We start from the raw sequence: 11,709 nt of genomic DNA on the forward strand, positions 1-11,709 counted from the left end.
CTCCTTGGCAGGTGATAGTCATGTAAACAGGAGCAGCCTTCGTGCCAAGCCGTTGATTTAAAATAAAACCATATAAAACAATTAGTTAAATCCAAACCTGCAAAGCCGTTAAACGGCGTTATGCATGATTGCCGCTTGGGCGCTCGTGCAGATTGCAGTATGGTCGGCCCACTCCCCTCTGCCAGGCACTGCCGATGAAACCGGAAACCCTCGAACTGCTGGTCGTTCGCACAATGCCCTTTGGCAAGTACCAGGGGCGGATCATTGCTGACCTGCCCGGCGACTACCTGGCGTGGTTCGCCCGCAAGGGCTTCCCGGCGGGAGAGCTGGGTGGGTTGTTGGCGTTGATGCACGAAGTCGATCACAACGGGCTGGGGGATTTGCTGGTGCCGTTGCGGCAGAAGCATCGGCGGTAGGCCTTCGCCGGCCGCTTCGCAGGATAAGCCCGCGAAGCGGCCAGTAGGTATGAAGCAATCGGTTAACCTTTCACTGGCGCCACCGCCAGCTCCACCTGCTCACTCTTCTTGATGACCGCATACACCACCGCCGTCACCAGGCTACCTGCGACGATTGCCAGCAGGTAAAGCAACGCATGGTTGATCGCATTCGGGATCAGCAGCACGAACAGTCCGCCATGGGGCGCCATCAGCTTGCAGCCGAAGTACATCGACAGCGCCCCGGTCAACGCGCCACCCGCAATGCTTGCCGGGATCACCCGCAGCGGGTCCTTGGCGGCGAACGGGATCGCCCCTTCGGAGATGAAGCACAAGCCCAACGCCAACGCCGCCTTGCCTGCTTCGCGCTCGCTCTGGGCGAACTTGCGGCGGGCCAGGAAGGTGGCGATGCCCAGGCCAATCGGCGGCACCATGCCGGCCGCCATGGTCGCCGCCATCGGCGCGTAGCTCGATGACGCCAGCAGCCCCACCGAGAAGGCATAGGCGGCCTTGTTGATCGGCCCGCCCAGGTCGACGCACATCATGCCGCCGAGCAGCAGCCCGAGGAGGATGGCATTGGTCGTGCCCATACTGTCGAGAAACTGCGTCAGGCTTTCGAGCATGGCCGCCACCGGCTGGCCGACCACATAAATCATCACCAGGCCCGTGAACAGGCTGGCCAGCAGTGGAATGATCAATATCGGCTTGAGCGCATCGAGGCTGCTCGGCAAGCGTGCCCAGCGGGCAATGGCCTTGGCGCTGTAACCGGCCAGGAAGCCGGCGACGATACCGCCGATGAAACCGGCGCCCAGGGTGCTCGCCAACAGGCCACCGATCATGCCCGGGGCCAGGCCTGGGCGGTCTGCAATGGACCAGGCGATGTAGCCGGCCAGCAGCGGCACCATCAGTTTGAATGCCGCCTCGCCGCCGATCTGCATCAAGGCGGCCGGCAAGGTGCCCGGCTCCTTGTAGGCTTCGATGCCGAAGACGAACGACAAGGCGATCAGCAAGCCGCCCGCCACCACCATCGGCAACATGAACGAAACACCGGTCAGCAGGTGCTTGTAGATGCCGGCTTTTTCAGGCGTGCTGGCAGCGGCTGCGCCCTCACCTGCGCTTTCCACCTTGGCCTCGGCCAGGGCCTTGTCCAGCGTGGCACGGGCCTGCTTGAGGGCGATGCCGGTGCCACAGCGATAGATGCGTTTACCGGCGAAACGGGCGGTGGGCACCTCGATATCCGCAGCCAGCAGCACGATGTCGGCGTCGGCGATGGCCTGGGCCGACAGCGGGTTGCGTGCACCGACCGAACCCTGGGTCTCGACGGTGAGCTGGTAACCCAGTTGTTGCGCCGCCTGCTGCAAGGCCTCGGCGGCCATGAACGTATGCGCGACGCCGGTCGGGCAGGCAGTGACGGCGACCACCTTGGCGCTAGCCATGGCAGGCGGCTGCTCGGCGTGATGCGCCTGCGCCTGTACCTGCGCGTTGGCCGCCGCCTCGTCGAGGAAGCCTTCACGGTCGGCCAGCGCTTGCGACGGTGTGCTTTGATAAAGGCGCTTGCCGGCGAACCGGGCCAGGTTCACCGGGCCAGTGCTGATCACCAGCACCCAGTCGGCATCGGCGATCTGCGCGGCCGTGAGTTGCCGCTCTGGATGCTCGGCATCCTGCACTTCTACGCTCGTGCTCCAGCCGCGCCGCTGGGCGGCAGCCGCCAGCAGGCGCGCGCTGAGCACGCTGGACACCTGGCCGTTGGGGCAGGCGGTGACAATGGCAATGTTCATCGGCAACCCTCTTGTTGTTCTGTCAGTTGCACGGCGGCTTCCAGGCGCGCCAATTGTTCGCGGTCGCGGATGCCGAAGCCGACCTGAGTCACAGCCTGGGCGGCGATGGCCGTGGCGCGGCGCAAGGTCTGTGCGGGTGCTTCGGCCAGCAGCAGGCCGTGGACCATGCCGGCCACCAGTGAATCGCCCGCGCCCACGGTGCTGGCGACCCGCACCAGCGGCGGCTGGGCGTGCAGTGCCTGGCCAGCGGCGAACCAGCTGACGCCCTGCTCGCCCGCCGACACCACCACGTGCTCGACCCCCGTGGCCAGCAACCGCTGGGCGGCGGCTTGTTGCTCGGCTGGGCTGTCGACAGCCAGGCCCAGCACTTCGCCCAGCTCTTCGGTGTTCGGCTTGACCAGCCAGGGCGCGCTCTGCAGCCCGGCGCGCAGGGCTTCGCCACTGCTGTCGAGGGCGACCTTGAGGCCCAGGGCTTTCAGGTGTTCGAGCACCTCACGCAACCACTCGGGGCTGATGCCACGTGGCAGGCTGCCTGCCACCACCACGGCGTCATGCCCAGGTGCCACCTGTTCAAGCAGGCCCATGAGGGCGGCACGGGCGGCTTCATCGACCTGCGGCCCTTGCCCGTTGATGTCGGTCACCCGGCCATCGGCTTCGACCAGCTTGAGGTTGCTGCGCGTCTCCCCTCGCACGCGGACGAAGCAGTCGGTAAAGCCGCGCCAGGCGATCAACGCTTCAAACGGTTGCAGGTTGTCCTGGCCAAGGAAACCGGCGACGGTCACCTCATGCCCCAGGTCGGCCAGCACCTGGGCCACGTTCAGCCCTTTGCCTGCGGCATGGCTGTGCTGCTCATGTGCACGATTTACATGCCCGGGGCGCAGGGCGTCGAGGCTGACGGTGATGTCCAGCGCCGGGTTCAGGGTCAGGGTCAGGATCTTGGCCATTCAGTAACGCTCCACCAGCGCGCGAACGGCCGCGGCGCTGTCTTGTTGCAGGGCCTCGCGCGCCAGGGCGCGGGCCGTCTGATGATCGGCCTGGCGAACCAGGGCTTTGACTTCGGCAATGCTGCGGGCGGCCACGCTCAGTTCATCGACGTCCAGGCCCAGCAGCACGGCCACCGCCTGCGGGTCGGCGGCCAGCTCACCGCACACGCCCACCCACTTGCCCTGGGCATGGGCGGCGCGCACGGTCATGTCGATCAGGCTCAGTACTGCCGGGTGCAGGCCATCGGCCTGGGCCGACAGGCTTGGGTGACCACGGTCGATGGCCAGGGTGTACTGGGTCAGGTCGTTGGTGCCGATGCTGAAGAAGTCCACTTCACGGGCCAGCTGTGGCGCCAGCAAGGCAGCGGACGGCACCTCGACCATGATGCCGAGTTGCAGGTCGGCGACCGGGATTTCCTCACGCAGGCGCTCGACCATGGCCCGCGCCTCGCGCCATTCATGCACCTGGCCGACCATGGGGAACATGATCCGCAGCGGGCGCTGGTCGGCAGCGCGCAGCAGTGCGCGCAGCTGGTCTTCCATGATCTGCGGGCGTTGCAGGGTCAGGCGCACCCCGCGCACACCGAGAAACGGGTTTTCCTCGGCGGCAATCGGCCAGTAGGGCAGCGGTTTGTCGCCGCCCACATCGAGGGTGCGCACCACCAGTGGCCGCCCGCCCAGGCCTTCGAGCACGCGCCGGTATTCGGCTTCCTGGGTAGCGACGTCCGGCGCCTGCGGGTGATTCATGAAGATCAGCTCGGTGCGCAGCAGGCCGACGCCTTCGGCCCCCTGCTCTACCACCTTGTCAATGCCACTGCTTTCGCCGATGTTGGCGAACACTTCGACGGCGTGGCCATCGCGAGTGACCGCTGGCTCGTGGCGTTTGGCCCAGGCCGCTTGCAGGCGCTGTTCGCGCAGGTCACGTTCGGCCAGGGCGCGTTGCAGCTCGTCGGCCGCTGGCGCAATGCTGACCACGCCGCGCTGGCCATCGAGCAACAGCGGCGTGCCGGGCTCGAGCAGCAGGATTGCCGCCCCCGCACCGACCACCGCCGGGATGCCCAGGGCCCGCGCGACAATCGCGCTGTGCGCCGTGGCGCCGCCATGGGCGGTGACGATGCCGGCGACCCGTGCCGGGTCAAGACGGGCGACATCGGACGGGCCGACCTCGCCCATCACCAGTACGTAAGGCTGCTCGGGCTCGGCCTGGGCCTGCACACCGCACAACTGCGCCAGCACTCGGCGGCCGATGTCGCGCAAGTCCGCAGCGCGCTCGGCCAGCAGCGCATCGTGCAGCGCCTCTTGCTGGCGCGCCGCCGCTTCGATGACGGCCATCCACGCGGCCGCCGCGCTTTCACCCTGAGCCAGGCGCAGCTCGACATCGTCGGCCAGCGCCGGGTCGGCGAGCATTTCCTGGTGGGTGACGAAGATTTCGCCAATGGCTTTGTCGCTGCGCTGCACCAGGGCCTGCAACTCGCCATTCACCGCCTCCAGCGCCTGGCGCAGCTTGAGCCGCTCCTGGGTCGGCGATTCGCCTCGCAACGGGTAGTCGATATCACGTTCGACACTGACATGCGCCGGCCCACTGGCGATGCCGGGGGCTGCAGCCACGGCCTGGATACGGCTGCCTGCCGCAGGCGCCTGGAGCTTATCCACAGGCGCGGCGGCAACCGGCGCAGCAGTTTTGGGCAAGGGCTCGACGTCCTCGCCGAGGCCTTGCTCGATGGCAGCCAGCAACACCGGCAAGGCGTCGCTGGCGATGGCAGGCTCGGCCAGCAGTTCCAGCTCCTGACCACGTCGCGCGCCCAGGCTCAGCAGCTTGCTCAGGCTCTTGACCGACACCGCCGGCTGCGCGCTGTCCAGCACACGTATGCGAATCTCGCCCTCAAAGCCCTTGGCCAACTGCGCGAGGATTTTTGCCGGCCGCGCATGCAGGCCATGCGGGTTGGCCAGCACAAAGCGCGCGCTGGGCCAGTCGGGCGCGGCTTCACCGCCCAGCACTTCAAGGACTGCGCGGCTGCTGGTGGCCTGGTAGAGCGTCTGCCCGCGCCCCTCGATCAGCACTTCGCACAGGCGTTCTAGCAACGCCTGGTGAGCAGCACCCAGGCTGGCCAGGCAGAACAGGCCATTGAGCGGCTGGTCGCGGTAGCGCAGCGGCTGCTGCGGGGTGATGAAAGCCAGGCCAGGCTGGCGCACCTGGCGCTCGCTGTGCAACCACCACAGGCCCTCACCCAGGGGCAGTGGCTCGGCCTGTTGCAGCACGGCGGCAAAACCACTGTCGACGCAACCGGCACGTTGCAGCAGGCGTGCACCGCGCCAGGCGAGTTCGTCGAAGTCTTCGGCGGGCAGGTTCAGGCCGACCAGTTGTGCATCCAGCGCCAGCGCCTGGGGTGCGCCCTGCAGGAGTTTGAGCAGCGCTTCGGCGGAACTGGCGCGGCGCAATGCCTCGGCTAGGTCGGTCTCGCCCAGGGCGCGGGTCAATAGCTGCAGCAGGCGCAGGTGTTCATCGGAACGCGCGGCGATGCCGATGGCCAGGTAGACGATCTGGCCGTCGCCCCAGTCCACGCCTTCGGGAAACTGCAACAGGCGCACACCCGTGGCATACACCAGGTCACGGGTCTGCGGCGTGCCGTGGGGGATGGCGATGCCCTGGCCAAGGAACGTCGAGCCTTGCGCTTCGCGCGCCTGCAGGCCCTGCAGATACCCTTCGGCGACCAGGCCGTCAGCGACCAGCCGATCGGCCAGCAGGCGCAATGCCTCGGCCTTGTCAGCGGCCGTCTGGCCCATGGCTATCTGCTCATTGGCGAGCTCGAGCATGACCTTCTCCTTTTGCAGTCCCTGTTTACGCTTTTGCGCCGGGTACTGAGGTATTGTTGTGAAATTCACGTAATCAGCCAGTTCAACGGCCGTGCACCAACGGCCGTCGAGGCAGAAAATTTAATAGCTGAAACGTTTAACCTGACCAAGCGGCCACGTTACTCGATAATCTTCCGGGGAAAAAGCCCCATCCTGTCGGACAATTGCGACAATGGTCGTCTGCGCGTGGCGGCCAGGCCGGGTCAAACTATCCGGTCTGGTTGTACAGCCAGCCCCGGTAATAACAAGGAAAATTCGGTGAAACTCAGCGATATCGCCCGTCTGGCCGGTGTGTCCGTGACCACTGCCAGTTACGTCATCAATGGCAAGGCCGAACAGCAGCGCATCAGTAGCAGCACTGTCGAGCGTGTGCGTGCGGTGGTCGAGGCCCATGGCTTTACGCCCAACCCGCAAGCGGCTGGCCTGCGCAGCCGGCATACGCGCACCTTGGGCTTCATTCTCCCGGATCTGGAGAACCCCAGCTACGCGCGCATCGCCAAGCAGCTGGAACAAGGCGCCCGCGCCCGAGGCTACCAGCTGCTGATCGCTAGCAGCGATGACCAGCCGGACAGCGAACGCCAGTTGCAGCAACTGTTTCGTGCCCGGCGTTGCGATGCCCTGTTCGTCGCCAGCTGCCTGCCGCCGGAAGACGAAAGCTACCGCGAGCTGCAGGACAAGGGCCTGCCGGTGATCGCCATCGACCGGCGGCTCAACCCTGCGCACTTCTGCTCGGTCATCAGCGACGATCGCGATGCTAGCCGCCAGTTGGCCGACAGCTTGCTGGCCACTGCGCCGCGCAGCATCGCCTTGATTGGCGCACGCCCAGAGCTGTCGGTCAGCCAGGCACGTGCCGGCGGTTTCGACGAAGCCATGCAAGGTTTCGCCGGGGATGTACGCCGCTATCAAGGCGAGGCATTCAGCCGTGAATGCGGCCAGCGCCTGATGCAGCAGCTGATCGACGAACTGGGCGGCCTGCCGGACGCCCTGGTAACCACCTCCTACGTGCTGCTGCAAGGCGTGTTCGACACCCTGCAGGCGCGCCCGGCCGACTCGCGCCAGTTGCAGCTGGGCACGTTCGGTGACAACCAGTTGCTCGACTTCCTGCCGCTGCCGGTCAATGCGATGGCCCAGCAACACGGCCTGATTGCCGCCACTGCCCTGGAACTGGCCCTGGCCGCGATCGAGAACAAGCGCTACGAGCCCGGCGTGCACGCCATCGGCCGCACCTTCAAGCAACGCATCAGCGCGGCCTGACCATGCGCCTGATCGACACCCACACCCACCTGGACTTCCCCGACTTCGACGCCGACCGCTCGCGCCTGCTGGCCAATGCGGCGGCACGCGGGGTGGAGCGTATGGTGGTGCTGGGGGTTTACCAGGCGAATTTCCAGCGCGTGTGGGACCTGGCCTGCAGTGACGGGCGCCTGCATGCCGCGCTGGGGCTGCACCCGATCTACCTGGCCCAGCATCGCCCCGAGCACCTGGTGCAATTGCGCGCATGGCTCGAACGCCTTCGTGGCGACCCGAGGCTGTGCGCCGTCGGCGAGTTCGGCCTGGACTACTACGTCGAAACGCTGGATAAGCAGCGCCAGCAGGCGCTGTTCGAAGCGCAGCTGCAGATGGCCTGTGATTTCGAGCTGCCCGCCCTGCTCCACGTGCGCCGCAGCCATGCCCAGGTCATTGCCACGCTCAAGCGCTACAAACCGGCGCGGGCAGGCGTCATCCACGCGTTCGCGGGCAGCTACGAAGAAGCGCGCGAGTACATCAAGCTTGGTTTCCGGCTTGGGCTCGGCGGCGCGGGCACCTGGCCGCAGGCGCTTCGCTTGCGCAAGACCCTGCCGCGCTTGCCGCTGGAGAGCATCGTGCTGGAGACCGACTCGCCGGACATGGCGCCGGTGATGTTTGCCGGCGAGCGCAACAGCCCCGAGCACCTGCCGGAAATTGCCGAAGCGTTGGCCGAGGTGATCGGTATAGAGGTAGAAATACTGGCTGCCGCCACCTGCAAGAATGCCTGTGAGTTGTTTGGCTGGTAGTCCCGGCCTGTTCGTGGAGCAAGCCCGCGAACAGGCCGGTACTGACTAAACCTTGAACGCCCCGATCAAACGCTTCAGCTCCACCACCTGCGCAGACAGCGCCCGGCTGGCATCTTCGGTCTGGCAAGCCCCCACGGTGGTGTCCTGCGCCGCCCGGTTGATCGCCACGATGTTCTGGTCGATATCCTGCGCGACCGCCGTCTGCTGCTCGACCGCTGCGGCGATCTGCTGGTTCTGCTCGACGATGCCGCCGACCGCACCGAGGATATTGCCCAACGTCTGCTGCACCTGGCGTGCCTCGTCAACGGTACCGGCGGCCATCTGATGGCTGCTGCCCATGGCCCGCACCGCCGCGCCGACACCGTCCTGCAGGCGCTGGATCATCTGCGCGATCTGCGCAGTGGAATTCTGCGTGCGTTTGGCCAAGGTGCGCACTTCGTCGGCGACCACGGCAAACCCACGCCCCTGCTCACCAGCCCTGGCGGCTTCGATGGCCGCGTTTAGCGCCAACAGGTTGGTCTGCTCGGCGATGCTGCGGATCACCTCCAGCACTTGGCCGATGGCCTGGCTGTCGTCTGCCAGCTGGTTGATCGCCAGCACAGTCTGGTCGATTTCGGCCGCCAGCCGGCCAATGCTGCCTTGCTGGCTTTCAACCAGGTTGCGGCCATTGGCGCTTTCGCGATTGACCTGCTGCGCCCCCTCGGCGGCCAACGCGGCATTGCGTGCCACTTCCTGGGCGGTGGCGCTCATCTGGTTCATCGCCGTGGCCACCTGCTCGATCTGTTCGCGCTGGCCGCTGACGGCCTGGTTGCTGCGGCTCGATACCGCCAATACCTGCCCGGCCTGTTCCTCGACCGCCACCACGGTGTGACCGACCTGGTCGATCAGGCCGCGGATACGGCGCACCGTTTCGCTGAAGCCTTGGGCCAATGCGCCCAGCTCGTCGCGGCTGTGCGCCTGGAAGCTCACCGTCATGTCACCCGCCGCCACCTTGTCCATCGCGCCCCCCAGCTTGCGCAGGGTCGCCCGGGTCGAGACATAGAAGCCGCCATACAAATAGACGATCAGTGCGAAAACACCGGCCAGCACCCCGCCCAAGGCGAGCATGCGCAGGTGTTGCTGTGCAAGCCGCGCCTGCAATTGCCCCTGCAACTGGCCGAGGATCGCCTCGTTCAACTGGTAGGTGCGGGCCATCAGCTCACTCACCTGTTGATAGAAAGCGGGCCAGGGCGCATCCAGGGTTTGCGCTACTACCACATGGTCCTCGAACAACGCGGCCGCTTGCTTGACCGAGGCCTTGCTGCTTTCGGCCGCCTCAGCCAAGCCTTGCCTGAGGCCGGGGTCGCTGGCCAGGGCGTCGTCCACGCGCAGGCCATAGTCAGCCCCCAAGCGCTCCAGGCGCTGCAGCAAGTCTTCGAAGCGGGCACTGCCAGACGAATCGATAAAGCCTCGGCCCAGGGCGATCGCACCCATCGCCCTGCCCTCACCGAGGGCCTCAGTCACCTGGGCCGTGGCAGTGCCGAGCAGCTCGCTCAACTGGCGCACTGAAGCCTGATTGTCCTGGCTGAGGCCGGACTGGCTGGCAATTAGCTTGCTCAGCACCTGGGCCTGAGTCAGCAAACGGTCGACCAGGGCGACCTTGTTCTGCAAGGACGATTCGGCCTGCGCGCTGGTGAAGCCGCCCGCCAGTTCTTCGAGCTTGGCCTGGGGCACGGCGTCATGACCTTGCAGTGCTCGCAACTGTGTCTGGACCTTGTCCTGCAACGCGGCGATGCGCGATTCCAGGTCCCCGGCATTGCCCGACTGGCCGAGCACGGCATTGACCTGCAGAAGGTTGCCAAGGGTTTCCAGGTCTGCCCGCAATGCCAGACTGCCGCTCAACGGGGCGATGCCCTGAAGCTCGGCGCCGGTGGCCTGGTAGTGCAGATAAGCGTCGCGCACCAGGTAGCTGCTGGTGGCCAGCATGGGCAGGAAGAACAGGACGCTGATGAGGCTGAACTTCTGGCCGAAGCTCAGCCGGTTCATCAGTGCGATGGCCGGGTAGAGCAGACGCTTCACGGGGCACCTCCTTGGATTCTTGTTGTTCTGCGAGGGGTAGCACTAGGCCACCTGTATAGCGCAGATCGAATCGGAGGTTTGTAACTTAAAGTTAACTGCGGCTCAGAGCAGCACCGTGCACAAGGCAAACCCGGCATACCACAGCACCGCACAACGCAGCAGCAGTTCCCACAGGCTGTCCAGCCGGCCCAGGCCACGCTGGCTGTCTTCTTCCTCGGGAATGTCATCGGCAATCCGCCCGACCCTGGCCACCAGGTGCCCGGCACTGATGTGCCAGTTGAGCAGCTCGTGCAGCATCACGCGGGTCACCGCGACAAAATTGCCGACCAGGGCAAAGCTCAGGGCCAGTACGCGTACCGGCAGCCAGTCCATGATGTGGCGCAACTGTTCGGCACGTGCCTGGAGTGCGGGTTGGCGACTGTTGTCGGCAGCCAGCGCGAGCAAGCGATAGGCCAGTGCCGCGCCGGGGCCCAGCACGAAGTACCAGAAGATCACCGCGAAGAAGCTTTGGTACGCTTGCCACAGCAGGTAGCCCTGCACCCGCACCAGCAAGCCATGCGGCTCGTCGGCCACCAGCCCCAGGTCACGCTCGGCCACATGCAGCGCAGCCTGATCGTCGCCCCGCCGCCAGGCATCGCGGAACGGCCCGAGGGCCGCCTTGGCATCACCGCGGCCGAGGCTGTAGATCAGCACCAGCAGGTGCACCGGCAGGGCCAGCAAGCCATAGGCCACCGGGTCGAGCACATGCAGCAGCAACACCAGCACCGCCACCGGCGCCAGCACCAGGATGGCCAGGCTCCACCAGGGGTGCACCTTGCCGCTGCGCTCCAGGCGCACCAGCTCCCCCAGGAAGAAACCATCGCGTTGCACCTGATGGCGCAGGGCCGAGAACTTCTCGACCCACAGCGCCAGTATCAACACCAGAAAACTCATGCCTTGTCCTCGTTGGCTTGCACGGCGGCGCGGTAACGCGGCCAGTCGAATGCGGGGCCGGGGTCGGTCTTGCGCACCGGGGCAATGTCGCTGTGGCCCTGGATACGGCCCAGGTCGATCGCCGGCCAGGCTGCCTGGATGTGCCGGGTCAGTTGCTCCAGCACGGCATACTGGGCATCGCTGTAGGGCAAATCATCGGTGCCTTCCAGTTCGATACCAATGGAGAAGTCGTTGCAGCCCTCACGCCCATCGAAGCACGACACGCCGGCATGCCAGGCGCGGTCGAGCAGCGACACGAACTGCGTCACCGCACCGTCACGTTCCACGAACAGGTGCGCCGACACGGTCAGGTGGCTGATGCTGGCAAAGTAGGGATGTTCGTCAGGGTCCAGGCGGTTCTGGAAGAACTGCTGGACCTTGCCGCTGCCGAAGCAGGCCGGCGGCAGGCTGATGTTGTGAATCACCAGGAGGGAAATCGACTCGCCTTCAGGGCGCGCGTTGAAGTTTGGCGAAGGGCAGTGGGTGATTCCGTTTCCGTGGAACCAGCCGGTGGCACGGTCCAATTGCATGGGGCAGATCCTGAAAAGCACCGGGTACAGATGCGCAGTATGCCCTGCCAGTGCCGCCCTGTGCAGGT

At 65.9% G+C, this 11,709-nt stretch carries 9 protein-coding genes and 1 pseudogene; 3 read left to right on the forward strand and 7 right to left on the reverse strand.

What is annotated here, in order from left to right; all coding sequences use genetic code 11:
- The first annotated feature begins 194 nt into the window (after window positions 1–194).
- Window positions 195–416: a DUF3820 family protein gene (locus ACIPIJ_RS04400; protein WP_401073004.1), complete on the forward strand. Its 222-nt coding sequence runs from the start codon at window positions 195–197 to the stop codon at window positions 414–416.
- A gap of 62 nt (window positions 417–478) precedes the next feature.
- Here the strand turns inward: ACIPIJ_RS04400 and ACIPIJ_RS04405 are convergent, their stop codons facing one another.
- The 3 genes from ACIPIJ_RS04405 to ptsP are packed head-to-tail and all read right to left on the reverse strand — an operon-like array spanning window position 479 to window position 6,009.
- Window positions 479–2,212, reverse strand: a complete 1,734-nt coding sequence (locus ACIPIJ_RS04405; RefSeq protein WP_401073006.1) for a PTS fructose-like transporter subunit IIB — start codon at window positions 2,210–2,212, stop codon at window positions 479–481.
- The gene (gene pfkB, locus ACIPIJ_RS04410; RefSeq protein ID WP_401073008.1) at window positions 2,209–3,156 is read right to left on the reverse strand and encodes a 1-phosphofructokinase; all 948 of its coding nucleotides are present in this window, start codon (window positions 3,154–3,156) and stop codon (window positions 2,209–2,211) included. Before pfkB ends, ACIPIJ_RS04405 begins: the two co-directional genes overlap by 4 nt.
- On the reverse strand, window positions 3,157–6,009 hold the full coding sequence (gene ptsP / locus ACIPIJ_RS04415) for a phosphoenolpyruvate--protein phosphotransferase (RefSeq protein WP_401073011.1): 2,853 nt from the start codon (window positions 6,007–6,009) through the stop codon (window positions 3,157–3,159).
- Between the two features lie 297 nt (window positions 6,010–6,306).
- Here ptsP and cra point away from each other — a divergent pair, with 297 nt between their 5' ends.
- On the forward strand, window positions 6,307–7,302 hold the full coding sequence (gene cra / locus ACIPIJ_RS04420) for a catabolite repressor/activator (RefSeq protein ID WP_401073014.1): 996 nt from the start codon (window positions 6,307–6,309) through the stop codon (window positions 7,300–7,302).
- Between the two features lie 2 nt (window positions 7,303–7,304).
- On the forward strand, window positions 7,305–8,081 hold the full coding sequence (locus ACIPIJ_RS04425; protein ID WP_401073017.1) for a TatD family hydrolase: 777 nt from the start codon (window positions 7,305–7,307) through the stop codon (window positions 8,079–8,081).
- 45 nt (window positions 8,082–8,126) lie between these two features.
- Here ACIPIJ_RS04425 and ACIPIJ_RS04430 read toward each other — a convergent pair whose 3' ends face one another.
- The 4 genes and pseudogenes from ACIPIJ_RS04430 to ampD all read right to left on the reverse strand — a co-directional run bounded on the left by ACIPIJ_RS04430 (window position 8,127) and on the right by ampD (window position 11,641).
- The gene (locus ACIPIJ_RS04430) at window positions 8,127–9,056 is read right to left on the reverse strand and encodes a methyl-accepting chemotaxis protein (protein ID WP_401073448.1); all 930 of its coding nucleotides are present in this window, start codon (window positions 9,054–9,056) and stop codon (window positions 8,127–8,129) included.
- Window positions 9,033–10,106: pseudogene (locus ACIPIJ_RS04435) on the reverse strand (methyl-accepting chemotaxis protein); the annotation flags it as partial. The pseudogene ACIPIJ_RS04435 and the gene ACIPIJ_RS04430, both read right to left, overlap by 24 nt.
- A 135-nt stretch (window positions 10,107–10,241) precedes the next feature.
- Window positions 10,242–11,072 carry a regulatory signaling modulator protein AmpE gene (gene ampE / locus ACIPIJ_RS04440; RefSeq protein ID WP_401073019.1) on the reverse strand — a complete coding sequence of 277 codons (831 nt, stop codon included), beginning with the start codon at window positions 11,070–11,072 and terminating at the stop codon, window positions 10,242–10,244.
- Window positions 11,069–11,641, reverse strand: a complete 573-nt coding sequence (gene ampD / locus ACIPIJ_RS04445) for a 1,6-anhydro-N-acetylmuramyl-L-alanine amidase AmpD (RefSeq protein ID WP_401073022.1) — start codon at window positions 11,639–11,641, stop codon at window positions 11,069–11,071. The genes ampE and ampD overlap by 4 nt, the downstream gene beginning before the upstream one ends.
- Window positions 11,642–11,709: the final 68 nt, after the last annotated feature.

This window comes from Pseudomonas sp. NPDC087185 (assembly GCF_044744955.1).
Lineage (GTDB): Bacteria > Pseudomonadota > Gammaproteobacteria > Pseudomonadales > Pseudomonadaceae > Aquipseudomonas.

Excerpts from the sequence above, each read along its gene's own strand:
- ACIPIJ_RS04425 (WP_401073017.1), top strand. The coding sequence starts at position 7,305 with ATGCGCCTGATCGACACCCACACCCACCTGGACTTCCCCGACTTCGAC.
- ptsP (WP_401073011.1), bottom strand. The coding sequence starts at position 6,009 with ATGCTCGAGCTCGCCAATGAGCAGATAGCCATGGGCCAGACGGCCGCT.
- pfkB (WP_401073008.1), bottom strand. The coding sequence starts at position 3,156 with ATGGCCAAGATCCTGACCCTGACCCTGAACCCGGCGCTGGACATCACC.
- ACIPIJ_RS04430 (WP_401073448.1), bottom strand. The coding sequence starts at position 9,056 with ATGACGGTGAGCTTCCAGGCGCACAGCCGCGACGAGCTGGGCGCATTG.
- ACIPIJ_RS04405 (WP_401073006.1), bottom strand. The coding sequence starts at position 2,212 with ATGAACATTGCCATTGTCACCGCCTGCCCCAACGGCCAGGTGTCCAGC.
- ampE (WP_401073019.1), bottom strand. The coding sequence starts at position 11,072 with ATGAGTTTTCTGGTGTTGATACTGGCGCTGTGGGTCGAGAAGTTCTCG.
- ACIPIJ_RS04400 (WP_401073004.1), top strand. The coding sequence starts at position 195 with ATGAAACCGGAAACCCTCGAACTGCTGGTCGTTCGCACAATGCCCTTT.
- ampD (WP_401073022.1), bottom strand. The coding sequence starts at position 11,641 with ATGCAATTGGACCGTGCCACCGGCTGGTTCCACGGAAACGGAATCACC.